This is a genomic window from Nocardia grenadensis NBRC 108939 (assembly GCF_001613445.1).
Classification (GTDB): domain Bacteria; phylum Actinomycetota; class Actinomycetes; order Mycobacteriales; family Mycobacteriaceae; genus Nocardia; species Nocardia grenadensis.
The window spans coordinates 80,883-106,462 of record NZ_BDCJ01000011.1; the positions used below are offsets into that span (position 1 = coordinate 80,883).

General features: G+C 69.3%; 21 protein-coding genes and 1 pseudogene. 16 read left to right on the forward strand and 6 right to left on the reverse strand.

The annotated features are described in order from the left end of the window. Positions 1–24 precede the first annotated feature (24 nt). The 3 genes from NGR01S_RS13860 to NGR01S_RS13870 all read right to left on the reverse strand — a co-directional run bounded on the left by NGR01S_RS13860 (position 25) and on the right by NGR01S_RS13870 (position 4,801). The gene (locus tag NGR01S_RS13860) at positions 25–2,826 is read right to left on the reverse strand and encodes a TIGR02680 family protein (protein ID WP_063036745.1); all 2,802 of its coding nucleotides are present in this window, start codon (positions 2,824–2,826) and stop codon (positions 25–27) included. Further along, positions 2,823–3,989: a TIGR02679 domain-containing protein gene (locus tag NGR01S_RS13865; protein ID WP_084480903.1), complete on the reverse strand. Its 1,167-nt coding sequence runs from the start codon at positions 3,987–3,989 to the stop codon at positions 2,823–2,825. The genes NGR01S_RS13860 and NGR01S_RS13865 overlap by 4 nt, the downstream gene beginning before the upstream one ends. Positions 3,990–4,171: 182 nt before the next feature. Then, complete coding sequence (locus NGR01S_RS13870; RefSeq protein ID WP_063036749.1) at positions 4,172–4,801, reverse strand: TetR/AcrR family transcriptional regulator; 630 nt, start codon at positions 4,799–4,801, stop codon at positions 4,172–4,174. 71 nt (positions 4,802–4,872) lie between these two features. Between NGR01S_RS13870 and NGR01S_RS13875 the strand changes: the two genes are divergently transcribed. Both NGR01S_RS13875 and NGR01S_RS13880 read left to right on the forward strand, forming a co-directional pair. After that, positions 4,873–5,754 (forward strand): ketopantoate reductase family protein, encoded by an 882-nt coding sequence (locus NGR01S_RS13875; protein ID WP_063036751.1) that lies wholly within the window; start codon positions 4,873–4,875, stop codon positions 5,752–5,754. Between the two features lie 348 nt (positions 5,755–6,102). Next, the gene (locus tag NGR01S_RS13880; RefSeq protein ID WP_063036753.1) at positions 6,103–7,002 is read left to right on the forward strand and encodes a hypothetical protein; all 900 of its coding nucleotides are present in this window, start codon (positions 6,103–6,105) and stop codon (positions 7,000–7,002) included. 54 nt (positions 7,003–7,056) lie between these two features. Here the strand turns inward: NGR01S_RS13880 and NGR01S_RS13885 are convergent, their stop codons facing one another. Then, entirely contained in the window at positions 7,057–7,917 is an 861-nt protein-coding gene (locus NGR01S_RS13885) for a methyltransferase domain-containing protein (RefSeq protein ID WP_245664586.1), read from the reverse strand. 603 nt (positions 7,918–8,520) lie between these two features. On the opposite strand from NGR01S_RS13885, the gene NGR01S_RS13890 reads away from it, so the two are divergent. Beyond that, positions 8,521–8,769: a hypothetical protein gene (locus NGR01S_RS13890; RefSeq protein ID WP_063036755.1), complete on the forward strand. Its 249-nt coding sequence runs from the start codon at positions 8,521–8,523 to the stop codon at positions 8,767–8,769. Between the two features lie 541 nt (positions 8,770–9,310). Here the strand turns inward: NGR01S_RS13890 and NGR01S_RS13895 are convergent. Continuing rightward, a complete protein-coding gene (locus tag NGR01S_RS13895) occupies positions 9,311–10,000 on the reverse strand; it encodes a TetR/AcrR family transcriptional regulator (protein ID WP_084480905.1) in 690 nt (229 codons plus the stop codon). A 135-nt stretch (positions 10,001–10,135) separates the two neighbouring features. Between NGR01S_RS13895 and NGR01S_RS13900 the strand changes: the two genes are divergently transcribed. The 7 genes from NGR01S_RS13900 to NGR01S_RS13925 all read left to right on the forward strand — a co-directional run bounded on the left by NGR01S_RS13900 (position 10,136) and on the right by NGR01S_RS13925 (position 18,841). Next, entirely contained in the window at positions 10,136–11,077 is a 942-nt protein-coding gene (locus NGR01S_RS13900; RefSeq protein WP_063036757.1) for a zinc-binding dehydrogenase, read from the forward strand. 219 nt (positions 11,078–11,296) lie between these two features. Then, positions 11,297–12,145, forward strand: coding sequence for an LLM class flavin-dependent oxidoreductase (locus NGR01S_RS13905; protein ID WP_063036759.1), 849 nt, complete (start codon positions 11,297–11,299; stop codon positions 12,143–12,145). Positions 12,146–12,537: 392 nt separating this feature from the next. Beyond that, entirely contained in the window at positions 12,538–14,031 is a 1,494-nt protein-coding gene (locus NGR01S_RS13910) for a SulP family inorganic anion transporter (RefSeq protein WP_063036761.1), read from the forward strand. Between the two features lie 63 nt (positions 14,032–14,094). Beyond that, complete coding sequence (locus tag NGR01S_RS30955) at positions 14,095–14,250, forward strand: hypothetical protein (RefSeq protein WP_157107257.1); 156 nt, start codon at positions 14,095–14,097, stop codon at positions 14,248–14,250. 78 nt (positions 14,251–14,328) lie between these two features. After that, positions 14,329–15,540 carry a CaiB/BaiF CoA transferase family protein gene (locus NGR01S_RS13915; RefSeq protein ID WP_063036763.1) on the forward strand — a complete coding sequence of 404 codons (1,212 nt, stop codon included), beginning with the start codon at positions 14,329–14,331 and terminating at the stop codon, positions 15,538–15,540. 342 nt (positions 15,541–15,882) lie between these two features. After that, positions 15,883–16,974 (forward strand): hypothetical protein, encoded by a 1,092-nt coding sequence (locus NGR01S_RS13920; RefSeq protein WP_063036765.1) that lies wholly within the window; start codon positions 15,883–15,885, stop codon positions 16,972–16,974. Between the two features lie 679 nt (positions 16,975–17,653). Beyond that, positions 17,654–18,841 (forward strand): cytochrome P450 family protein, encoded by a 1,188-nt coding sequence (locus NGR01S_RS13925; RefSeq protein WP_307718773.1) that lies wholly within the window; start codon positions 17,654–17,656, stop codon positions 18,839–18,841. A 24-nt stretch (positions 18,842–18,865) separates the two neighbouring features. On the opposite strand, the pseudogene NGR01S_RS33195 reads toward NGR01S_RS13925, so the two are convergent. Continuing rightward, a pseudogene (locus NGR01S_RS33195) lies at positions 18,866–18,985 on the reverse strand (acyl-CoA dehydrogenase family protein); the annotation flags it as partial. A 101-nt stretch (positions 18,986–19,086) separates the two neighbouring features. Between NGR01S_RS33195 and NGR01S_RS13930 the strand changes: the two are divergent. From NGR01S_RS13930 to NGR01S_RS13955, 6 genes are all read left to right on the forward strand, one after another. Next, complete coding sequence (locus tag NGR01S_RS13930) at positions 19,087–19,869, forward strand: hypothetical protein (RefSeq protein ID WP_063036769.1); 783 nt, start codon at positions 19,087–19,089, stop codon at positions 19,867–19,869. A gap of 1 nt (position 19,870) precedes the next feature. Continuing rightward, entirely contained in the window at positions 19,871–20,968 is a 1,098-nt protein-coding gene (locus NGR01S_RS13935) for a hypothetical protein (protein ID WP_084480928.1), read from the forward strand. Beyond that, complete coding sequence (locus NGR01S_RS13940; RefSeq protein WP_063036771.1) at positions 20,965–22,443, forward strand: hypothetical protein; 1,479 nt, start codon at positions 20,965–20,967, stop codon at positions 22,441–22,443. The genes NGR01S_RS13935 and NGR01S_RS13940 overlap by 4 nt, the downstream gene beginning before the upstream one ends. Next, on the forward strand, positions 22,440–23,750 hold the full coding sequence (locus tag NGR01S_RS13945; protein ID WP_063036924.1) for an AAA domain-containing protein: 1,311 nt from the start codon (positions 22,440–22,442) through the stop codon (positions 23,748–23,750). The genes NGR01S_RS13940 and NGR01S_RS13945 overlap by 4 nt, the downstream gene beginning before the upstream one ends. A gap of 234 nt (positions 23,751–23,984) precedes the next feature. Then, positions 23,985–25,295, forward strand: coding sequence for a S8 family peptidase (locus NGR01S_RS13950; RefSeq protein WP_063036773.1), 1,311 nt, complete (start codon positions 23,985–23,987; stop codon positions 25,293–25,295). 9 nt (positions 25,296–25,304) lie between these two features. After that, complete coding sequence (locus NGR01S_RS13955; protein WP_063036775.1) at positions 25,305–25,565, forward strand: hypothetical protein; 261 nt, start codon at positions 25,305–25,307, stop codon at positions 25,563–25,565. Positions 25,566–25,580 lie beyond the last annotated feature (15 nt).

Below are 25,580 nucleotides of genomic sequence, written 5' to 3' on the forward strand. Positions count from 1 at the left end.
TGGCCGATCACCTATTACCGGTCACTATTCGGGTGCGCCGGGCGGCAGATCGGGGGTCAGTTCCCGGCCGTTCCAGGTGAACCGCGCCGTGGTCACCGCATCGTCGTCGTCCCCACCGACGATCTGGTGGATCGCGATACCGCTGAGTTCCTCGTATATGCACCATTCGTGGTCGGAGGTGAGGACCAGATCCAGGTCCAGTGCCGACAGCAGGGCGAAGATCTGGCCGCGGTTGGCCGTGTCGACACCGACGAACACCTCGTCCAGCAGGATCACCCGAGGAGCTCGCGGTGCGGCCTGGTAATGCGCGGCCACGGCCGCGAACAGCGGAAGATGCAGCGCGATCGCTTTCTCGCCACCCGAGAGCGCACCGTGCAGTTTCTTGGTCAGTTCCTGGAATCCGTCACCTTTGCCACGGTCGATCTTCACCACGAAGCGATGCCAGGCGGTGTAGTCGAAGACCTGGCCGAGCTGCTGTTCCCAGCTGGTCGCCGTACCGTCGGCTTTGGCTTCCTCGATGCGCTCGCGCAGGAAACGGTGCAGTGATTCGCGGTCGGAGTGGCCGAGGCCGGCCGGGTCCTTCAGCAGGAGGTCGCGGGCGGCCTTGGTCCCTGGTGGGAGGTCTTTACCCACCTGCCACACCAGCTGCACGGCAATATTCGACGAAGTGCGGACCTGCCGGAGACGGGTGTTCATCGCGTCGACGAGTTCGTTGGCCTGGCGGATCCGTGCGGCGAGGTGCCGGCGGGTGTCGCCGGTCAATGTCCGGTCGAACAGCAGACGCTCCTGGTCGGTGATCTCCTTCTTGCTCTCCGCCGCCTCGGCGGTGAGGATGCGCAGCAGTTCACTACTGCCCACGCGGACCCCGTCGACGACAGCGGCGAACACTTGGACGTCCTCGTCGGTCTCCAGGTCGAGGTCGGCGCGGCCGCCGAGCGCGGTGCGGCATTCGTGTACCGAATCATTGAGGCGGCGGGCGGCCTCGCTCAGATTGGCGGGTGCGTAGGGGGTCGTGGGCCAGGCCGCCGCGACCGACCGGGCGGCGTCGAGGGCGGCACGGACGCCGTCGGAGGCGGCGAGTGTTTCCCGGAACGCGGCCGGGTCGGGCAAGTCGCTGTCCGCGGGCAAACCACCACCGGCGAGGTGGCGGAAGCGCCGGGCGTGCTGATCACGGAGCCCGGTCGCGGCCTCGACCGCGGCGGCCGTGCTCTGGCGCTGCTCGGCGAGACCGCCGAGTTCACCGGCGAGCTCGACGAGCCGCTGCCGATGACGCTCGATACTGTCGCTGTACTGGCCGATCTGCGTGCCCAACCTACTGATCTCGGCCAGTACCTCGCGGTATTCGCGACCCACCGACTGCTCGACGCCCTCGCATTCCGCGGCCGAGACGCGATATTCGGCCTCGGCTCGTGCCGCGGTCTCGGCGTCCCGGGCGGCCTGCGCGGCCGAACGTTGCGCCTGATCGGCTCGCGCGGCAGTCAGGTTCCGCGCGGAATCGGCCTGCCGCCCGGCGTCGAGCCAGGCCGCGGCCTGTCCGGCGAAATCCTCCAGCGCGTCCCGCAGTGTCGCGAGCGCGGTGGTTTCGGTGGGTAAGCCGGTCTCCGAGGCCAGGACCGCCAGCGAGTGCAGGACCTGTTTGACCGCGGCCTGTGTGGCGGACAGGGTTTCGACGCGTTCCCGTACCTGGCCTTCGGCCGCCCGCAGATCCGATTCGGCACGGATCAGCCGCTCCTCGGCCCCGGTGAGCCGGTCGTAGCCGGGACGATTACCGACCTCGGATTCGAGCAGCTCCTGCTGCGCGGACAACTGGCGCAGCCGCTCGCGCGCGGTCTCGATCACCGCATCGTATTCGGCGATCTCGCCGGTGAGCTCCCCGATCCGGCGTTGCCGGAATCGCTGCCGGGTGGCAGCGCCGATATAGGTGGGATGTTCCTTGCCGGCGGTGCCGGTCAGGTTCCCCAACCGCCAGCTCCCGTCCGCGCCCACACCGGCCACCGCGTCGGCCGGTACCCGTTCGCCGTAGGCAATGGCTGCCAGCAGCCTGTGCACGGATTCCGGCCGCACCCCGGCGTCGGGCACCGCGACCAGCGCATCGGCCAGGTTCGCATCGGCCACCGGCGCAAGCGCGGTGGGGTCGGCGAGGACGTCGTGTCCGTTCACCGCGCCGCCCGTACTCACCCAGGCGTCCAGGAGGCCGGCGGCTTCCAGTGCCGCCTCGATCCGAGCGCCGGTCGCCGCGGCGATCTCCGGACGGAAGTCGACCAATCGCCACAGCGGAGCGCCGTGCATCCGGTTCCGGTCGGTGGTCCGCCAATCGGGTGCGGCCGGTTCGATATCGTGTTCGCCGGCCAGACGCTCGCGTTCGGTGACAGCCGCGGCGCGCTCGGCACCCACCGCCGCGATTCGCTGCTCGCACGTCGACGATTTTCTGGTCAGCTCCTGCAGTCGCGACCTCGCCGCCCGGTTCACCACCTCGACCAGCTCTGATTCGTGTTCGGCCAGCGCAGCCAGGGTTTCGGGGTCCTCGATCACCAGCGCCCGGCAGGTCTGCGTCCATTCCCTGATGCGGTCGCGCAATACCGCGAGTTCGCGTTCGCGCTCCTGGACCGCCGTGGCCACGTGCTCGGCCGCGGCAGCGGACCGGGCGCGTCCTGCTTCCAGAGCCGATTCGGCGGCATCTCGCTCCCGTACCGCCGACTCGCGCGCCCGCAGCATGCTCGCGACCGTGTCGAGCGCTTCGGTCCGGCTGCGCACCGCACCGCGCAAGAACGGTCGCGCGCCTTCGGCGTCCGCTCGCTGCGTCAACTCCCCGTACACGCTGGTCATTCCGGCCCGGTGTGCGGCGTTGCGGGCTTCCTCGGCGGCCTGCGACGCCAGACTCTCCAGGGTTTCCTGGTCATCGCGAGCCTGCTGGACGCCATTGCCAGAATGCTCGGGTTCTCCACCACGTACACCCGCTCGGCCGCCGCCGGCCACCGCCGGGTGAGCCGCAACTGCTGCAGTGTCAGGACGGCCGCCACACCGGTATCGGCGCAGATACGCAGGATATCGGGGACAGTCCCGGATTTACCGCGCAGTGGGGCACCGGCCAGTAGCACCGTGGAGGACAGTTCGTCGTCGGTGATACCCGCACATGCCCACAGGTCACGAAGCGCGGCGGCGCCGGCGGGGCGCTCCCGGTCGTACAGAATCGTCAGCGCGCGGACGACCATCGTATGCAGCCGGCTGCCTTCGTCGAGCGCGTGCGGATCACGGACCGTCGATTCGGCGAATACCGGTAGCGGCAATCCGGCGGCGGGCACCGCGCGCAAGACGCGCAGCGCACGTTCCAATTCCCGCCTGGTCCGCTCGACCGATCCGCCTACCAGGCCGGCCCCCCGCACGGCCGTGGCCCATGCTGCCAGCGCCGGCTGCGCGCGGACCACCTCGTGCCGGGCAAGCCACTCCCACAGCGCCGCCCGCTCCGCGGCCGCCGCGCTCCGCTCGGCCGAACGGTCGGCGAGCGGGCCGAGCAACTGTTCGACGACGGCCCGCCCATCACATCCGACCCTGTCGAACAACACCTCGTCCAGGCGCGAAAGACCGATCGACCAGTACTCGCCGGGCAACCGAGCGTCTCCGAGCAGATCGGCGACCGCGCTGCGCTGCGTATCGGTCAACGGGCCCACCTTGATCCGATGCACCGGGCGCCCCTCGGACAGACGCCGGTGCAACACCTCCCACACCGGCCCGAGAGCGGATGATAAGCGGTGAACCGAGCCGGCCGCGCACTTCCCATCAGCCGCGTCCTCGATATCACATCGGCGATCCATCAGCCCATTTTCCCGAACGACCTTGTTCTCGTTCAGTTCTGGGCAACCGGCATCTGCTATCGGGCGGCGCCTGGGCCGAGCACCCCTGTCGCGTACCGCGCGTACTGATCCTGATCGTCCACGCTTCGAGCTGTGGGCCCCGCTGATCGACCCGACGACTTCTACGACTACCCACATAGGCGATCTCGGCTGGTTCGACTCCTACTCGGCGACGTGGACCTACTTCCGAGGCGATTCGAGTTGACATGCCCGGCCCATATTCGATGTGCATCGGAGAGCGGTATTCGCACTGCGCCGCGCGGATCGTAGAACCCGCGAGTGTCGGCCGAGAGGCACTTCGTGACCGCCTTGCCGAGTCGTCAGGTCCCGGTGGGTGGCGCACTCATCGCTGCCGACAGGAACGTGATCGCCCAACGCCGGGTCGCCTCGCCGGCCGCTGGGGACTGGCAGACCGGGGGGCGCCGGTTGTAGAGCTCGACGCGGTCCACGGCCGTCACAGCGAGGATGCCCCGCATCCGGAACCACAGCTCCTCGGAGGAAAGGCCGGGCAGTGCGCGTCCGAAGGCCGCCAGGTAGCGATTACCGACCTTCTCCTGGGAGGGGCCGGTCCAGGTGCGCATTTCCTCGGCCGGGTCGCCGAAGATCATCACGATCAGCCGGGACGTGCGGGCGCCGCCCTCGTCGCCGACCGGCCCCTCGTCGAACAGCGGCCCCACAAACGCCTCCACCAGTTCGGTGACCGTCGGGTCCGGGGACCGGGCGAGCAGTCGGTCGAGCTCGGCGCACTGCGCGGCGTTGATGGGCTCGATCACGCGGCGAACGACCTGGGCCAGGAGTTCGGCCTTCGAACCGAAGTGGTACCCGACGGCAGCCAAGTTCGCGCCGGCGAGGTCGGTGATCGCGCGGATGGAGGTGCCGTGGAAACCGCGCTCGGCGAAGATTCGTTCGGCCGCGTCGAGGATCTGGGTGCGGGTGTCCGGTGACGCCATATGTGCGTACTATACATATGTTCGAATAAAACGAACGTATGACTGAAACGAACGTATGAGAGAGAGTTGTCATGAAGCTGCTCGTGTACGGTGCCGGGGTTCTCGGCAGTCTGCTCGCCACCCGGATGCACGAAGCCGGACATGAGGTCTCGCTCCTGGCCCGGGGTGAGCGCCTTGCCGCATTACGTCGGCACGGCATGCAGCTCGCGGAGGGAAACAGCCCCCACGTCAGGCGAGTACCGGTTCCGGTGGTCGAGCACCCGGCCGACAAGTACGACCTGATCGCCGTCACCGTCCGCACCCATCAGGTGGACACGGTGCTGGAGTCACTCGCCGGTGTCGAGGGCGACGTGCTGTTCCTGCTCAACTGGGCGGCCGGCGCGGAGCCACTGGGCGCGGTGATCGGGTACGAGCGGGTGCTGCTCGGAGGCTTCCCCGCCGCCGGCACGATGGACCACGACGTGGTCCGCTATCGTGCGACCGATCTCATGACCCGCCTGGTCCCCATGCCGATCGGCGAACCCGACGGCCGGACCACGCCGCGACTGGAACGGATCCTGCGGGCGCTCGGTACCGCCGGGATCAATGCCGAGGCCGAGCCGCGGATGGATGCCTGGCTCAAGACCCACGCCGCTTTCGCGGTGCCACTCGAGCAAGCGGTACACGCGGCGGGCGGGCCGATCGCACTCGCCGATGATCCGGACGCGGTCCGCGGCATGATCCGCCGTATAAGGCAACACCTGGCCGCCATGCCGACTCCGCCGGTCCCCCGCGGGTTCGTCGCGTTGACGATCCTGCCGGAAGGGCTGCTCACCGTCGTACTGCGGCGCTTCTTGCGGAGCTCGACCGCCGCGTACAGCGGGCTCAACAGCGCCTCTGCCGCATCTACGGCCGAGCTCGAACGGATGGCCGAACAGATGCGCGTCTATGAAAGGGGCCGACAGACTCGGTGAACCATGGGATCTGGACACTTCCGTGATGATGACCGCGCCAGGCGACGGCAGCGTCATTGTTGTGCGGCGGTGAGAAGCACGCGGTTGCGCAGCAGTGGGAGGCCGGCCTGGCCGAATGGCCCGTCCCGCGAAGCGCTTCGCCCTACTCGCCGATTGTTCGATGCCGGGCCCGAACCCGCTGAAACCATCATGTGGCCGAACGGCCCGAATCGAAGCACTGCGCCACAGACCTCGATGACCGGGTAGTGCGACAGCGCGATCACGTCGAATAGGGCCGTCGACCGCGTACTGTCTCCTGCTCCCGATCCTGTGGCAGGATCTCTTCGCCGCTACGATCAACCACGCCCGGTGGAAATCGCCCTGATCACCGACGACGGTATCGAGATCAGCACCCTGATCAACCCGGAACGCGATCTCGGAGCCGCCCGCGCGGACTACGGGATCGCCGCCGCCGACGTACTCCTCGCACCGACCCTGCCTCTGGCCTGGGTCGCACTCGCACCATATCTGGCAGGGCGAACCCCGGTCGGCGCCGATATCGACCGTCACCTCCGCTGTATCGACACCGAACTCAAACGCAACGGTTCCGCCGTAGCCATGCCCATAGGCACCGACCTGACCACATTCGAACCGACGCCGGCGGACCGGAACCGCCTCGCGGCACCGCGTGCGATCGACCGGGCCCGCGCCGTCCGCGATAGTGTCGCGCGCCGGCCCGTACCGCCGCCGAGTGCCGGTGTTTTCCTGCCCGCCGCTCCCGCCACCGGATATCTGCTGTGCCGGGGCGGTGGAGCGGACTGTTTCCGGGCCGACGGCGTACTGCCCCCCGACAAGCCCCGCGAACAAGTCCTCGCCGAACATCTGCACGCCACGGCCGCGAGGATCAGGCCCGACGACGACACCCGTACTCTGCTCAACGACCTCGAACGCAAGCTCGGATATCCGCTGCTCGCTCCCGATTCCGACCGAGCCACGGCCGATCTCGCCGCGATTCTGATAACGGGCGCGCGTGTGTGCTTCACCGGTAGCTTCACCGACGACACCGGAAAACCCTGGGACCGCATCGAGCTGGAGCGTCTGTCCGAGAAGTGCGGACTCGTGCCCGTCGCCACCGTCACCAAGACGAAATGCGAGGCACTGATCGCTGCCGAGGCCGGCACTCTGTCGGGGAAGGCCAAACAGGCGATCAAGTTCGCGAAACCGATCTTCACTGCCCAGCAGTTCCTCGGCTGGGCGCGGAGCCGGTAACCGGTTTCCGGTGCGGCCTACCCGCGGTGCGATGGGTAGGGCCGGGAACCCGGATCAGCGGAGGGGGAGGTGGCCGAGGACCGCGAACATGGTGACCGACAGGTGATAGTCACCGACCGCTACGCCCGCGTCGATGGCGGCCACGAGATCGTCACGTTCTTGCGCTGTGATCGCCTCCCGGGCCAGCGCGGCACCGCCCACCTCGTCGAACATCGGGCGCGCGGTGGCCGGATCCCAGATCACCGCTTCCGAACCCATATCGTCGATCTCGAATCCGGCCGCCACCAACCGGCCGCGTAGGGTCCGGCCGGATCTGGCGTTGGGGGTGGCCTCGAACATCGCGGCGGTCAACCGCGCGACCACCGCGGGGTCGCCGGGGTGCAGGATGGCGGTCTGCCAGTCGCTGTCCACCAGCACCACCCGGCCACCCGGCCGCAGGACCCGGCCGATCTCCGCGGTGACGGCGGCCGGGTCGTCGAGGTGCTGGTAGACACGCTCGCAGCGCACCGCGTCGAAATAGTCGTCGTCGAACGGCAGCCGGTAGGCGTCGGCTTCGACGAACCGGCATCGCGCTCCCGCCGGCGCGGCCCGTTCCCGCGCCACGGTGAGCATTACCGGATTCGGTTCGACACCGACCGCTTCCCCCTCGGGTCCGACCCGGCGGGCGAACTCCAGCACTTCCGACCCGGTTCCCGAGCCGATATCGAGGGCCCGCTCCCCGACGCCTACGGCCAGTGCCTCGTGGGCCCAGTGGCGCATACGCCGGATTCCGGGGAGGGCGGCCTGCATATCGAGGGCAGCGACGAGCAGGGCCATGGGATCGGCGCCGGACGTCGCGTCCGCGGCGCGCGCGGCCGCGATGGCATCCAGGTGGAACGACGGCGCCCGTGCGGGCTGCTCGGGTTCGCTCGGCACGGGTTCCGACATTAGCGAGGTCGGGGCGGGTCCCGGCACACGCCGGGCATCGATTCGGTGGCGGTTCGGGTGCGAATGAGACGCCGTTTGCGTCGGTACGGCCACGGCCGGCGAAGCACTCGGCCTTGTATGCCGTCGAGCCGGAAGCGCACCGCCGCCGACCGAACGAGGAAAAACCGTTGTCCTCGCGTTCTGTGGTGTCCCTGAGCATCCGGGCAAGCGGCCCGGACAAGCGTCGGTGTTCGCTTCCGCCTCGCCGTCGGCACCGCCCCGCACGGCAAACCGACCGACCGGCCGATCGCGCGCCCGCTCGGATTCTTCTCGCCCCGTCTCGAGCAGCTGCCCACCGCGAGGCGGCCGGGACGAGTCATACATCTGGATCGGTGGCCGCACAGCGGGCGCGGTTCAGTTGTTCAGGCAGAAACCGAGGTCGCGAGGGTCGCGGGCACCGAGGCGAAGCGCACCAGCGGGCAAGTGAGGCGTCGATGCTTCTCAACCTGTGAGAGACAACATATCTCGCTGTAACACTCTCGCGGCGGCGGGACATATGACAGCGTAACCATTCTCGGTCCCGATACTCGGGACACCAACGAAAGGAACACTGTGAGACCAAGATTCAGCACCTTCGCCGCTGCTGTCTCCATCGCCGCGGCCGGGGTCGGCGTCGCGGCCGGTGCCGCGTCCGCCGCACCGCTGCCCCTGACCGAATCGGCTCCCGTGAATCAGACCGGGACCGAGATCCAGGACGAGGGCACCGGATCCGCCGAACAGCTGCTGCCGGCTCTGCTGCCGCTGCTGACCGGTTCCGCGGGTGGCACCGAAACCGGTGGCAACGCGGGCGGCGGCGCCTGATAGAGAAGTACTCGTACATCCTCCCGTCGATATCGTGGCCCCTGTTCGCCGGGCGTGGCCCGCTCCGGTGAGGACGTACAGCACCACCCCAAAATCTGCGTAGGTCTCGGATGATTCATCCCTGACCGGCGGCCCCGGAGAGCTGTCGAAGCTTTCCGGGGCCGTTTCTTTTCCCCGGCCGGAAGGCCGAGCGAGGTCCTGGACGGGTAAGGCGTTGTCCCGCATCATCCCACCCATCGTCCGCGAGAGTGCCGCTTCGGAGTGCAGGAGTCCCGCTTCCAGCGTTGACCCCGGTCGAATGCCCAGGCCGACGTCCAGGGCCACCGGTGCCGGTCACCGGGTCGGTAACGCATCCCGCGCGCGAATGCACTGCCCGAGTTCATGTGCGCGGCTCGTCGAGAACTGGTTCCATCCCCGTTTTCCAGCATGTGACCGGTGAATTCCGCGGCGCCGACCGCAAGGCCGGGGCCGGCCTCCGCCACCGAGCCGGAGCGGTCCGGTGCGGGCACAGCCGATGCCCTCCAAGACCCAGGGTTGCGGCCTACCTATTCGACCTCGACCGTCCGGGAGCTGGGTATCCGACTCGGCCGGCGGCTCGCGGGTCCGGCACCAGAACGAGCGCTCCGGGTGCGGCGGTGAAGGCCTCCCGCAGATGGTCCGCGAGGCCGACCGTATCTCCCTCGCTCGAGCTGTCACTCCACGCTTCCATGCCGCAGTGGAATGCCGCGACCACGATGTCGAGGGCCAGCCGGGGACGTTGGTCGGCGGGAAGTCCGGCGCCGAAACGGCGGTGCAGGATCTCCAGCGCCTCGCGGACCGTGCGGTCACAGAATTGGAGGTTGTTCGCGCCCATGGAGGGCGTGGACCGGGCGAGTCGGTGGCTGCGGGCGGCGCGATCGGCCCAGTCCGGCGCGGGCATACGTTCCAGTGCCGCCAGCACGCTGTCCTGCAGGATCTCGTAGAGCGATCCGCGGGGTTCGCGGGTTTCCAGTTCGTTGAGAAAAGCGGCCCACATATCCCGCAGCGGCGCCATGGCGACGTCTTCTTTGCTGGTGAAGGTGCGGAAGAAGGTGCGTTTGGAGACCTCGACCGCGTCGCAGAGTTCGTCGAGCGTGGTGTTGTCGAACCCGTTCTTCGTGAACAGTTCCAGAGCGGTGTCGACCAGTGCCCGGCGGGTGCGTAGTTTCTTGCGCTCGCGCAGCGGCGGCCGGTCCAGCGCAGCGTCGGCCATGTGGACAGGATAGCGTCCGGCCGCCCCTCGATTACTATCGCCCCTTGACGCCATTTGCCTCTGAGTGGCATTTTTGAGGACGGTATCGAACCCAGTGCCACCCCGCAATCCTCTGCACTCGAAAGGCGCTGTCTCATGCGCGCATTGATCGTCGACCGCTCCGTACCGGCCGGATTACGTATCGACGAGGTAGCCGATCCGGTCCCGGCGCCGCACCAGGCGGTGATACGGGTGACCGCGACATCGCTCAATTACGGCGAGGTCCAGTTCGCGCGGGGTGACGCAACCCAGGACGCGGTATTGGGCTGGGACGCGGCCGGGATCGTGGAGCAGGCTGCCGTGGACGGCTCGGGCCCACCGGCCGGGACACCGGTGGTCACCCTCGGCTGGTCCGGCGCCTGGGCGGAGTTCCGCGCCGTGGACACCGAGCTCATCGGCACGGCCCCGGCCGGCGCGGAACCGGCGGCTCTCAGCACCGTTCCCGTCGCCGCGACCACCGCGCTGCGCGCCCTGCACCGGCTCGGGCCGCTGCTGGGGCGGCGGATATTGATCACCGGGGCGACCGGCGGCACCGGCCGGTACGCGGTCCAGCTCGCCCGGCTCGGTGGCGCGCATGTCGTCGCGGCGACCGGCGACCCCGCCACGCACGGTGCGGGCCTACGCGAACTCGGTGCGGACGAGATCGTCACCGGCGCCCGTGACCTGGACACTCCGGTCCACGGTGCTATCGATCTGGTCGGCGGCAGCCAACTGGTCGACGCCTACCAGCATCTCGCCGAGGGCGGAACGGTGGTCGCGGTCGGGCATTCGGCCGGCGCGGACGAGACGTTCCCTTATGGGGCGTTCTTCGGCGATCAAGGTCGGCACGACCGATCGGTCACTTCCTTCTTCCTTCTCGGGTGCCGCGACCTGGGCCCCGATCTGAGCTGGCTGGCCGGGCAGGTCGCGATCGGGGCCCTCCGGCCGAGTATCGCCTGGCAGGGAGATTGGACCCGGGTCGGCGAGGCGGCCGAGGCGCTGCTGTCGCGCCGCCTGCACGGGAAAGCGGTGCTGGAAGTGAGCCGGTCGCCGTCGTAGCGGACACATCGTTCCTCCGGGATCTCCGGGGCGGAGCCGGGAGGCCGAGGCGAACCGCGGGCGGATATCCGTTGCGGACGGTCGTATTCACGCTTATAGTCGGCGTGATCCGATCGGAGCTCCCCGGAAATACAGCCGCAGAGTGGGAGCCCGCGCCCGAACGCACCGGGCGATGGAGTGGGCGGTGTATTCAGCCCACCCATTTTCCGGAGGAATTCCATGCACATCGGACTCGGACTCCCCATCGCCGACCCCGTCGTCCTACTCGACTGGGCGCGCCGGGCCGACGCGGGACCGTTCTCGACCCTCGGCCTGCTCGACCGCCTCGTCTACGACAACCCCGAACCGCTGGTGGCGCTGTCGGTGCTCGCCGGCGCCACCAGCCGGATCGATGTGCAGACCGAGGTCCTGCTCGCTCCGCTGCGCGATACCGCCCTGCTGGCGAAACAGGTCGCCACGCTGGACCGTATGTCCGGCGGCAGGCTGGTGCTCGGGCTCGGTGTCGGCGGTCGCGCCGACGACCATCTCGCGGCAGGCGTGGACCTGCGCACCCGCGGCCGCCGGATGGACGAGCAACTCGCGCGACTGCGCGATTTGTGGTCCGGCGAACCGTTCGGCGGCGACTGCGGCCCGATCGGGCCGGCACCGGTTCGCCGCGGCGGACCGCCGATTCTCATCGGTGGGTTCCGGCCCGCCGCGCTGGAACGCGTGGCTCGCTGGGGTGACGGATTCTTGTCGGCGGCACCGGCGCAATGGTGCGCAGGGCTGTTCGATTCCGTCCGCCGGTGCTGGCACGAGCACGGCCGGCCGGGGGAACCGCGGATCGTCGCCCAGGTCAATGCCGCGCTCGGACCACAATCGGTCGTCGACGAGGCCCGGGCGGCCACCGGCGCCTACTACGCGTTCACCGACCAGGCCGAATACATGGTGTCGGGGATGCGTACGACGCCGGACGAGATCCGCGCGGCGATTCGGCAATTCGCCGACCTCGGCGCCGACGAGGTCATGCTGTACTGCTACGGCACCGACCCGGACCAGGTCGATCGCCTGGCGGACCTGATCGGCTGAGCAGTTGAGCCGAGGCCGCCAGGGCCGCCGGCCGAGCAGCAGCCGACCGCTCCGTATCGGCGCGGTCCGGTCGTCGCCTTGGGCGGCAGCCGGCCCGCGCTGTGGGCGGGCTCGCCGGAAAGCCGGGTCTGCGGTCACGCCGGGGCGGCCGGTCCACCCATCGACAGATGGTCACCCGCCGCTGGTCGGAGTCCTACTTCGACGGAGGGGTACTGTTGCCTGGCCGAGTGTTCGCCGACCACAGCTGTCCGGCGGCACGGCCGGTACCGGACTTCGTCCCGCCAACGGCTTCTCCGCGCCCGCTCGGCTCCCCCATATCCCGTGCCGGCCCGACCCGGCCGTGCGGCCGCGGCCGCGCTCAGCGAACGGAGGCAGCCACCGTGGCGACGGCAATGCGCACCGACCGGTCCGCTAACTCGGTGGTGGCGGCGCTGCGCAACCCGAAACTGCTGCGTACCGAGGTGCTGGCCGGGCTGGTCGTGGCGTTGGCCTTGATCCCGGAGGCGATCGCCTTCTCCGTTATCGCGGGCGTGGACCCGCGGGTGGGGTTGTTCGCGTCGTTCACCATGGCGGTCACCATCGCATTCACCGGTGGTCGACGCGCCATGATCTCGGCGGCGACCGGCGCTGTGGCATTCGTGGTCGCGCCGGTCGTGCGCGAGCACGGGGTGGACTATCTCCTGGCCACGGTGATCCTGGCCGGTGTGCTGCAGATCGCGCTGGGTGTGGTGGGCGTCGCGAAACTGATGCGGTTCATCCCGCGCAGCGTGATGGTCGGCGTGGTCAACTCGCTGGCGATGCTGGTCTTCCTCGCCCAGCTCCCCCAGTTGATCGGAGTGCCGTGGCTGGTGTATCCGCTGGTGCTGGCGGGGATCGTGATCATTGCGGTGCTCCCCAGAGTCACCACCGCGGTGCCCGCGCCCCTGGTGGCGGTGGTCGCGCTCACCGCTGTCACCGTGACGTTCGGGCTGCACGTGCCCGATGTCGGTGGCCAAGGCGATCTGCCGTCGGCTCTGCCGCTCCCACTGCTCCCCGAGATGCCGTGGAACCTCGAGACGCTGCGGATCATCGCCCCCTACGCCTTCGCGATGGCGGTGGTCGGACTGCTGGAATCACTGATGACCGCCAAACTCGTCGACGACATCACCGATACCCCGTCGAACAAAACGCGTGAGAGCTGGGGACAGGGTGTCGCCAATATCGTCACCGGGTTCTTCGGCGGCCTGGGCGGCTGCGCGGTGATCGGCCAGACCGTGATGAATGTGAAGATCGCCGGGGCCCGCACCCGGATCTCCACCTTCTTGGCGGGAGTATTCCTGCTGATCCTGGTGGTCGGGCTCGGCGGGCTGGTCGCGCGGATCCCGATGGCGGCCCTGGTGGCGGTCATGATCATGGTGTCGGTCACCGCGATGGACTGGCATTCGCTGGCCCCCGCGACGCTGCGGCGGATGCCGGTCGCCGAGACCACGGTCATGCTGCTGACGGTCGCCGTCACCGTCGTCACCCACAACCTGGCCTACGGCGTGGTCACCGGTGTCGTCACCGCGATGGTCGCCTTCGCGCACCGCGTCGCGCATTTCACCGAGGTCATACCCGTCGCGACCGCGGACCCGGAGGACACCACTCGCGTCTACAAGGTGCGCGGCGAACTGTTCTTCGCCTCCAGCAACGATCTCGTCCACCGATTCGACTACAGCGGCGATCCGGCCGATATCGTGCTCGACCTGTCCGAAGCGCATATCTGGGACGCCTCCACCGTGGCCGCGCTCGACGCCATCACCACGAAGTACGCCGCGAAGGGCAAACGCGTGGAGATCCTGGGCCTGAATCCGGCGTCCGTAGCACGGCACCGGCGGTTGTCGGGGTATCTGACCGGCGGGCACTGAACCGGGTCGTCGCGCCGGGGCTCACCCGATCGGACCGGATTACGGCGGCGGTGCCGCGGCACCATGGGGATCGGCCGCTCGCACAGCCGGATCCGACAGGTCGGGGCGGACCGGACCGGAGTGGTCGTGGTGGGCCCCGACCAGCGTGAACCGCCGGCGAAGGCGATCGCGCTCGTGGACGGCGGGCTGCGCGCCCGCGACCTGGGCCCCGCCGCATGACCCCGCCGCGACCGTCGGCCCGGCCGGAGCGCGGCACCCCTCGGTCCCGCCCGCGCGGCCACCGGAGATAATGCCGCGATGGACTCCGCGACAACCGGTGCTCTCGACGGTATCCGGGTACTCGAGATCGGGACGCTGATCTCCGGCCCGTTCGCCGGCCGCCTACTGGGTGATATGGGCGCCGAGGTGATCAAACTCGAGCCGCCGGACGCTCCGGACCCGCTGCGCACCTGGGGTCAGGCCGAACTCGACGGACATCATTTCTTCTGGACCGTGCACGCGCGCAACAAGAAGGCCGTCACGCTGAACCTGCGGGAGGACGCGGGACGGGACCTGTTCCTGGAACTCGCCGCGAAATCCGACATCATCGTGGAGAATCTGCGGCCCGGCACGCTGGAACGATGGGGTCTCGGTTACGACACACTGCGGGAACGCAATCGAGGCATCATCCTGGTCCGGGTGTCCGGGTACGGGCAGACCGGCCCGGAAGCCCAGAAGGCCGGATACGCCTCGGTCGCCGAAGCGGCCAGCGGCCTGCGCCATATGAACGGTTTCCCCGGCGGCCCGCCGCCGCGGCTCGCGCTCTCCCTCGGTGACAGTCTGGCCGGGATGTTCGCCGCCCAGGGAGCACTGGCGGCGCTGTACCGGCGCACCGTCACCGGGGAGGGGCAGATTGTCGACGCCGCGCTCACCGAGGCCTGTCTGGCGGTGCAGGAATCCACCATCCCCGACTACGACATCGGCGGGGTGGTCCGCGGCCCGTCGGGTACCCGGCTGGAGGGTATCGCGCCGTCCAATATCTATCGCACCGCCGACGGGAGCTGGGTGGTGATCGCGGCCAACCAGGACACGGTGTTCCGCCGGCTCTGCGCGGCGATGGACCGACCGGAGCTGGCCACCGACGAACGGTTCGCGAACCACACCGCCCGCGGTCGCAACCAGGACGAACTCGATGCGATCATCGGCGAATGGGCGGCGCGGCGTCGGCCCCGGGAGATCATCGCGACGCTCGGTGAAGCCGGGGTGATCAGCGGGCCCATCAATACCGTCGCCGAGGTGGTCACCGATCCGCAGCTGAACGCCCGCGGCATGATCGCCGACCACTACGACGAGCGCATCGAACGGAATGTGAAAGGTCCGGGGGTCGTACCCGTCCTCTCGGCTACCCCGGGGACCATCCGCAATGCCGGGCCGGCGCGGCCGGGTCAGCACAACGACGAGGTGTACTCCGGTCTGCTCGGGAAATCCGCGGCCGAGGTGGCGGCGCTGCGGTCCCGGGGAATCGTCTAGCGTGTCGGATTCCGGCGCCGCGGTCCGCCGGGGTGCCGGGGTGATGCGCCACTCGGAGGCCGCACCGCGGAAGTAGCGCACCCCGGCGGATGTCCGGCCCGCCGAGCGGGATCCGCCGGCCCCGATCCCCCGAGAGCGGCCCGCTCCACAATGTGTAGCGGCTATTATCGGACGGTGGCGTGAGACACCGTGCGGCACACTTTCGTCCGCGACGATCGGCCGGATGGGTGTCGGCCGCCTCGGGTGATCGGTGCGCCGAACCGGTCGCCATCCTGCCGGGCGACAGAAGAGTGACGCATGACCAGGTACGCGCATTTTGTAGGTAGCCTCCCCCACGAACTGATGACCGGAGGTGATCGCGGCGTCCTGGACTGGTTCGCCGCGCGCACCGACGGCCGTCCGGTCACCGCGATCCCCTGCGATCTGGATCCCGACTGGATCCTGGTCTACCTGAAGGATCTGGGGAACCGCACCGACACCCTGGAGCTGTTGCGCCCGGGCGGGTTCGACGGATATTCCGATTTCCCCACCTACGGCGTCCGGGCCGGCCGGACCCTCGAACCGCGAGATGTGTCGATGAACCGGGTCGAGCGGATCGGTGAAGTGGTGACGGCCTTCGAGTCGTTCCTGCGCGACCGGCCCGAACTGGCCGGCACCAAACTTCAGCTCAGCCAGCCCCATCCGCTGGATCTCGCCATGTTCGTGCACGCCGGTGGCGCCGTGGCCACCGGCCTGCCGGTCGGACTCGCGTTACGGCGGTCGAATCTGGCACTCACCGCATTACGGAACCTCCCGGTGTTCACCGAGGCGGTGCTACAGGAGATGCGCGAGGTCCGGCGGCGACACGGCGATCTGATCGTCTGGCAGGTGGAAACCCCTATCTCGCTGCTCGGCATGGTCAAGGCGCAGCAGTTGAAGGCGCTGTGGGCGCTGGCGCCGGCGGTCGCGGGACAACTCGCCGGGTTCCTGGAGAAGGTGCACGAGGTCGATCGCGAGCACGGTATCGAGACCGAGACCATCGTGCACCTGTGTTACGGCGATTATCAGCACGAGAGCCTGCTCGGTCCGAAGAATCTGGCGCCTGCCGTCGCGCTGCTGAGCCGTACCGGCCGCCGCCTCGCCGAACGCGGCGTGCCCGTCCCCCGGGTACACATCCCGTGCGCGTACGGCGCGCATCCGGCCCCGGCCGATCCCGAGTTCTACGCGCCATTGGGCGGACTCGGTCCCGAATGGCGAGTGATCGCGGGGGTGGTCTCCACCGACGATCCCGACCGGAGCGCGCAGGCCCTGTCCCTTTTCGAGCAGGCCCGCGGTACCACCGCCTACGGGGTGGCCGCCGCGTGCGGTTTCGGCCGCAACACGGCCGAGGAGGCCGAACAGGGTGCCGCGACCATCGCGTCGCTCGTCCGGGCGCCGGAGGGCAGCCGGGGCTGATCCGCCGGACGAACGGCGCCCGACCCGGCGGTTGCTCCCTGCCGCCGGGTGGGGCGGCTCCGCCGCCTTCGCCGACCGTATGTACCGATACCGGTCTTCGCCGTGGCGAGAAGGCCGTCACCGTCCGGTACCGCCATCGCTGCGACCTCGGCGAAGATCCGGACCGGAAAGACGAGCCGCTTCCGCTCGCCTCGGCGCGGATCGATGCGACCCGGCCCCGGCATCCACCCAGCGATTGCGATATCGCCCGCGCGGACTATAGTTCTGCCCGAACTGACGAGAGGCACGCATGAAACAGGCTGTCGCTGTGACAATTCCATGGGCCCGGTCGTGCCAGACGGTCGACACCCATGCCGAATTGCCCCGAACAGCGATATCCGCCCGCCGATCGACCGGTGCATGAACGGGATGGCGACCCACTCGACCGCACCGAAATTCATCGTGGCCGCACGACACGTTCGACCGTGCTGTAGTCAGTGAAATTCATGGGGGAAACAGCCAGGGCGCACGAGTCGGCACGACGAGTTCGCTCCGAATCCCATCTCGTTCGAGCCTCGTAACCGGAGTTGTATTCTTGTCCACACCACGCCGTGCCCCGCTATCGCAGTCATCGATGATCACAGGGGCGTTTCCCGCTCCCGCCGGCCCCGTCGCCGAACCCCCGAGCCCGCGGTACCCGATGTACACGCAGGAGTTCGCCACGGACCCGCACCGCGCGTACCGCGAGATACGAGAGCAGTTCGGGCCGCTGGTTCCGGTGGACCTGGCCCCCGGAGTGCCGGCCACCCTGGTGATCAGCCACAAGATCGCCGTGCGTATCCTCAACGATCCCGACCACTTCCCGGCCGACCCCCGGTACTGGCAGGAGACCGTGCCGCAGGACTCTCCGGTGCTGCCGATGATGAAATGGCTTCCGGCCGCCCGGTACAACGTCGGTGACGTCCACGCCCGCTATCGACAGGCATCAGCCGACAGTATCGACGGCGTGGACCTCAACGCCTTGCCGGCGACGGTCGAGCGCATCGCCACTCCGTTGATCAACGACTTCTGTGCGAACGGCGCCGCCGATCTGATGAATCAGTACGCCTTCCCGTTGGCGCTGGAGATCATCAATCACATCTGCGGCTGCCCCGACGATATCGGCAAGCGGATAGCGGCCGGTATGGCCGCGCGGTTCGACACCGTACGGGCCGAGGAGGGTATGGGCATCCTCAAATCCGCGCTGATGGAACTGATCCATCTCAAACGTGACCGGCCGGGCGACGATGCCACCTCACGGCTCGCCGAACACAGCACCGGCCTCGACGATGTCGAGGTCTTCGCGCAGTTGATGAGCTTCTACGGGGCCGGTTTCGAGGCTCAGCGCAACCTCATCACCAACGCCCTGCTGCTGATGATCACCGAGCCCCAGTACGGGCCCGGGGATACCTTCGGGGGGAACCTGTCGACCGACGACGCCATCGACAACGTCCTCTTCAACGATCCGCCGATGGCCAATTTCTGCACGACCTATCCGCGTCAGCCCATACCGGTCGCCGATACCTGGTTGCCCGCCCACCAACCGGTGCTCATCAGCCTCTCGGCCTGCAACAACGACCCCGAGATCCGCAACGACTTCGACACCCCCGGTGGCAGTTTCGTCGGGAACCGCTCCCACCTCGCCTGGAGTGTCGGGCCGCACGCCTGCCCCGCGCAATCGCTGGCCCGCACCGCCGTACGCAGCGCGATCGATGTGGTGCTCAACGCCATTCCCGATCTATGCCTGGATACCCGGCAGGAACTGGTCTGGCGGCCGGGCCCGTTCCACCGGGCACTGGCCGGGTTGCCCGTCGTCTTCGAGCCCGCTCCCCCGCTGCCCGTGCTGTAGCCCCGCCGGAATCTCCGAGCCGCCGGGTGTCCACCTGCCGACGATCGCGGTCGCCCCGGCGAGTTCACGGGCGGTGTCGTAGTCGAAGACCACATGCCCGCTCACTACGTCGACATCGCGCTTCAGCCGCTGCATCGGATGGTCGCTGAAGTAGCGATCCCGGGAACTGGTCCGCGCGGCAACATTTACCGGCAAATACTGGCATTCACTGGACTTCCCTGGAATCGCCCCCTACATTTCACCCCATGCCCACCGCCGAGGCGCTCGAAGCGCGCATAGCCGAGTTACGCGCGCAGGTGCGCCGGGCCGCCGGGTCCGGAGATCGGACCGCGGCCCGGAGGTTGCGCGCCCAACTCCGGGTCGCCGAAACGGAATGGGATGCCGCGGTTCTCGGGGTACCGGAAGAACCCGCGCCGACCCGGCAGTCCACGGCGGCGGTCCCGGTCCGGGAGCACGTACATCGCGCGCTCACCCTGCTGTCGGTGCCCGCGGCCCCGAAACTGGTACTCGCCGTACACGACGCGTTCTTCTCCGGAGAACTGGTCCCGGCGCGGCTCACCAGCCTGCGCCGCGACGAGGAGCGGTCCTTCCGGGCCGCGCCGTACGCTCGCCCGTACTACATCTGCGCAGCCATGACCACCGATCTGCTGGCCCCGGCCCGCGGCCTGCTGGCAGTGAGCACCTGGTCGTCGGCGCAGCGTATGGTCGGGCCGTTGAGTCCGCGGGTGGACCTGCTCACGGGCGCCATCCGCCTGGCCCAGTACATGATCGACCACGGATGCACATCCGCCGGCCAACGCGTGCTGTGGCAGCTGGCGGTGTCCATCCCCGGCGCGACCGACCGGAAGGGGATCGACCCGGAGCTCGTGCGGGCGGCCGCGGAACGGGAACTAGAGGTGCACAGAGACGACGACACACAGCAGCGGGCCGACGCCGCGGAGCGGGCGGTGCGGCAACTGGCGGATCCCGCGGCGCAATTGTTCGGCGTTCGGCTCGCGGTAGCCGACCGGCGACGGAACGAGGCCTGACATGACGCTTGCGGAAAAGACACTGACCAAACGGCTCGACGACTTGCGCGGCGACGCTCCGGCCACCCGACACAATGCCCGGACCATCGCCGCGCTCACCGCCAATCCGGGCTGCGCGCGCCGGGCGCTGCTGGACGCCGCGGCGGTGGACAAGACCGTGATCGCCCGGGAACTGGGTTTCCCGCCGAAATTCGGTCAGTCGCCGTTCGCGATCACCCGCGGCAACAGCTTCGAGGCCATGGTGAAGGCGCACGGCTGCGCCGAACTGCTGCGGCTGCTGCGCGAAGAACTCGGGCTGACCATTCCGGAGGTCGGCTACCACGATCTGGAGACCGTCGGCGACAACGCGAGCAATTCGGTGCGCTACCAGCGCACCAAACAGTTGCTGGGCCAGGCGTTGACCTCGGGCCAGGGCACTCTGTTCGATCATCCGATGTTGCGCTTGGAGATCGCCGGCGCCACCGCCTACCTGGAACCGGATGTGGTGGCCCTGCAGATCGGTGGCCTGTTCCACGTGGTGGAGATCAAATCGTTCGCCGTCGTCGACGGGCAGGCCGATCCCGCGCAGGTGGCCTCTGCGGCCCGGCAGTCGGCGGTCTACGTGCTGGCCATGCGGGAGCTGCTGCGCGAACTCGGGCAGTCCCCGGAACTGGTCGCGCACAATTCGATCCTGGTGTGCGCCCGGGATTTCACCAACCGCCCGACCGCCGCTCTGGTGGATCTGCGTAAACAGCTCGCGGTGATCGGACGCCAGCTGTCCCGGCTCACCTCGATCGACACCCTTCTCGATCTGGTTCCGCCCGACGCCTCGTTCACCCCGGGCGACGGGCTGGCCGGCACCGTCGCGGCGATACCATCGCGCTACGCCCCGGAATGCATGTCCAGCTGTGAACTGGCCTTCGCCTGCCGCTCCGAGGCCCGCACCCAGGGCTCGGTGGACACCCTCGGCCGCGGCGTATGCGACGACCTGGGCGGTATCGACAACCTCGACACGGTGCTCGCCCTGGCCGACGGCACCCTGGACCCGGGTCCCGAACACGCCGATATCGCGGAGATGCTCCGCCGGGCGCGGGCACTGCGCCTGGAGGTCGCCCGATGAGCGTGCTCAGCGCGCTGGCGAAAGTGACCGCGGTACGTAGCGGTCGCGCCGAACCCATCGCCGACCGGCGGCACTACCACCTCTCGGACCGCCCCCTCGTACTCGTGCCGCTGCGGCTGGCCGGTGAGTCCGCGGCACCGCTGGCGGTCGCGCTCGGGTCGTCCCCGCACGACGCGACGGTGCTGATCGTGGCCCAGCCCCGCGACCGGGTGCTGCGCCTGCGGTTCATCGAATACTTCGCGGACCGGGTGCTGCCCTACATCTCGTCGTTCTGCGAGGACGCCGAGGAACTGACGGTGAAATCGACCGGCGAGGCCTACCTGCGGTACCTGGACGCTCCGCAGCTGCTGGTGCCCAATCCCGGCGGCGCCGAATTCCTGCGCCTGCTGGGCCGGTCGGTGCGGTTCCATCGCACCGAGGGCGACAACGCGGTCCCGGAATCCCTTCCGCTGCTGGGCCGCTGGCTCACCTGGTTCGGTGACCGCTCCGATTTCCCGGGATCCAGTGTGTGCCTGGCGATGACTTCCGTCCTCACCACCCATTGGGCCTCCGGGCAGTCCGCGCTCGAGGACGGTAACCTCGCCGCCCTGCTCGGCTGGATAGACCCGCCCGCCGGCATGACGGGGCCGGAGGCCGCCGCCCTGGCCGAGGATCCGCTGGCCTATCCACCCGCCGGCCCGGCCACCGACCCCGGTTTCGACAACGAGGAGCTGGCGCCCCTGATCGCCGCCTACGACGGCGCCGAGCACGAATGGGCCAAGGTCGTAGCCACCGAACGGCTCGAACAGGCTTTGCGCGGACAATTGGAACCGACCTGGCAGCTGATGTGGCGGGCCGTGGAACTGCTGCGCGCCCTGCCGGAGGGCGCGAGCGTGGCCAAACGCTGGACCGACGACCGCGCGGCGTTCTCCTGGTTCGTGGCCGATATCCCGGAAGGGTATCCACAGGCCCGCCGCGATTCGGCGGTCTCGGCGACCCGGCGCCTGCTCAAACAGGAACAGGCGTTGGACACCTTCCAGGCACAGCGCGCCTTCGACGATCCCCGGGTCCTGATCGAATACCGGCTCGTCGGCGAGGCGTTCCAGGGCACGGTCAGCGCCTGCGAACCCGAGCGGCGGGCGAAACCGAAATCCCGCGAGGTGCCGCGCCCGTATCTGTGGGTGCATACCGCCGACCCCTTCCGGGCCCGCCTCGGCGAGACCTTGATCCGGATCGACCGGCCCGCGCAGAAGGCCGAGGTCGTCGCGGTGGAGGAAGATGTGATCCAGCTGGAACTGGTCAGCGGGATGGGACAGGGCAAGAACCCCGCCGCGGGCAGTGTCCCCGAGGAGGGCGACGCGATCGGCTTCGCCCGCTTCTCCCCCAGCGGTTTCGGCGGTCCGCCCGCCAAACTCCCGCCTCGGGAGGAGACGCCGTGGACCCACGGCGGCCCGCCGCCCGACCCGACCCTCGAACTCGCGGAGGAGTGGTCGTGAGTACTGCGGATGAGGTGGTCGGCCGGATCCTCGCCGACCTCGACAACGCCGCCCACCGCGCCTTGGTGGTGGATTCCCCGCCGGGCGCCGGTAAGTCCACCCTGGTGGTACGCGCGGCCCGGCAGCTGGCCGCGGCCGACGACGAACAGCGGATGATCGTGGCGCAGACCAACGAACAGGTCGACGACCTCATCGATCGGCTCGCCACCGCCGACCCCGGCCTGCTGATCGGGCGGTTGTCCGCCGGCGACTACCGTCGCAGCGCGCGGATCGACCGCGACAATGTCGAGGTGGCCAACCGGCCCGCCGATCTGGAGAAATGCGCGATCGTGATCGGCACCGCCGCGAAATGGGCGACGCTGGACGAGGGCCGCTGGTCGTATGCGATCGTCGACGAGGCCTACCAGATGCGCTCGGATATGTTGCTGCGGATCGCCAACCGGTTCGAACGCGGCCTCTTCGTCGGCGACCCCGGCCAGCTGGACCCATTCGCCACCGTCGACGGTGACCGCTGGGCGGGACTGTCGTGGGATCCGACCATGAGCGCGGTGGCGGTGATGCTCAACCACAATGCCGGTATCCCGGTGCACACCCTGCCGGTGTCGTGGCGGCTGCCACCCTCGGCGGCCTCGGTGGTGTCCTCGGCGTTCTATCCGTTCGCGCCGTTCGCCGCCGGAACCCGCCCCGAACAGCGCCGGCTCGAATTCACCACCCGCGGTCTGCGCGGGCCGGTGGACGACGTACTCGACGAGGCCGCCGCACACGGCTGGGCGTACTACGAACTGCCCGCCCGGCATACGCTGCGTACCGACGGCGAAGCGGTGGCCGCCATCGCCGACCTCGCCTGCCGGTTGCTGGAACGCGGCGGTGTCGCGCATTCCGAACACGGCAACCGCGAGATCGACGCGACCCGTATCGCGGTCGGTACCGCGCACCGCGACCAGGCCCAGGCGGTACGCGACGCGCTGGCGGGAACGGTGGCGGAAACGGTCACCGTCGATACCGCCAACCGGCTGCAGGGCCGCGAATACGATGTCACCGTCATCCTGCATCCGCTCTCCGGCCGCCGCGACGCGGGCGCGTTCCATCTGGAGGCCGGGCGGTTGTGCGTGCTGGCGTCCCGGCACCGGCACGCCTGTATCGTCGTGGGCCGCGCCGGGATCGGGGAACTCCTGGATGCGCACCCTTCCGCGGAACCGGTCTATCTCGGGGTGCCGGTGAAGTTTCCCGACGGCTGGGAGGCCAATCAGGCGGTGCTGAGCAGGCTGGCCGAGCATCGCATCGCCGCGCCGGTCCAGGCCCGGTGAGCGAGGCCGCGACTCGCGACACCGGTGGAACCGGCGGGCCCGCGCCGACCCGCTGACAACCCTCCGGCCGTCGGTCGCCCCGGAAGGGACCGCCTCGTCCGATGCGGCTCGCGCCGGTGGGAAGGTGACTCATTGCGTCCGCCCCGCGGGACGCGCCGGTCCGGCACGCCGCGTGGCCGGGCAACCAATTGCGCAGCGATTGCCGTCCGCCGGTTCCCGGGGCACTATGGCGGGATGCGAGTCCTCATCGAGCTGCGCCCCTCCCCTGAACTCATTTCCGCCGCAATGGATTCCGCGGGCGAAGTCGCCGCCGCCGCGCTCACCGGTGAGGTACCCGGTTTCACCGTCGACTCCGGCTACGGTGCCGTGTCCGTCCCCGCTGCCACGGCGGCCAGCGATACCCGCGGGGACGGCGGCTCGTATGTGGTGCGCGGGGAGATACCCGACGACGACCCGGCCGCCCGGGCCGCGGTGGCGGGCGCTCCGGGGGTGACCGGGATCTTCGCCGATCCGGTGATCGAACCGGTGCTCACCTGCGGAGACACCGGCCCGGTCGGCACCTGGACGGACGTCGCCGAGCGGCTCGGCCGCGCCGAGCTCACCGCCGCCGGACTGACGGGTGCGGGTGTGGCCGTGGCCGTGCTGGACACCGGGATCAACGCGGCGGCGGTGCGGCGGGCCGCCGGTGCCCCGATCGCGATCGACGCCGCCCGGAGTTGGAACCCGGCCGGGGTCCGCGGCATCGCCGGCGAGTTCCCGGTCGACCACGGCACCATGTGCGCCTTCGACGCGCTCATCGCCGCACCGCAGGCCACCTTCCTCGATATCCCGCTACTACAGAGCACGCGTTCCGGCGGTAGCCGGATGGACGGACTGCTCTCCGACGCACTCGCCGCATTCGCCCATCTACGTACGGTGCTGACCGCGCAACCGGCGGACCGCCGGGCCCTGGTGGTCAGCAACAGCTGGGGTTCGTTCGCACCGCAGTGGGATTTCCCGGTCGGTGATCCGGGCAACTACTCCGACAATCCCGATCACCCGTTCAACGCCATCGTGGCCTCCCTGGACGCGGCGGGAGCCGATATCCTCTTCGCCGCCGGGAACTGCGGCCGCGACTGCCCCGACGGACGCTGCGCCTACCCCGAGCGACCCATCACCGGAGCGAACTCGCATCCGGACGTGCTGTCGGTCGGTGCCGTCGACACCGGTGGTGAGCGGGTCGGATACTCGTCGCAGGGTCCCGGCCGGCTCGCCGATCGCAAACCCGACCTCTGCGCCTACTCCCATTTCCTGGGTTCCACCGCCTTCGGCGCCGACGCACCCGATACCGGCACCTCCACCGCCTGCCCGGTGCTGGCCGGAGTCGTCGCCGCCTTCCGTACTCGGTGGACCACGGCCGAGGTATCGCCCGCCCGCCTGCGGGAACTGTTGCGCAACACCGCGGGCGATCGGGCGGGCGCCGGATTCGACTACGACTACGGGTACGGCATCGTCGAGCCCCGGGCCCTGCTCGCAGAGCTGCAAAAAGCCGCGGCCCGCGCGTAGCGTGGGGAAATGCCGCTGCTGACCGTCTCGCTGCCCCCTGGCTCGGTGCTGGCCGACGCCCTGCGGGAACTGGGACTGGCCGAGGACGAGGTCGACCGCGAATACGGTTTGATCGCGGTCGACCCGGATTCCGGCCGGTTCGCGCTCCGGGTGGCCGCGAGTGCCGCAGCCCGGCTGGCCACCGGTAGCGCGGCCACGGTTTTCGCGGACCCACCCGTCGAACCGCTGGGCGACGCCGGGTCCATGGGACGCGACGAACCCGGCCCTTGACCGAAACCCGCTGGT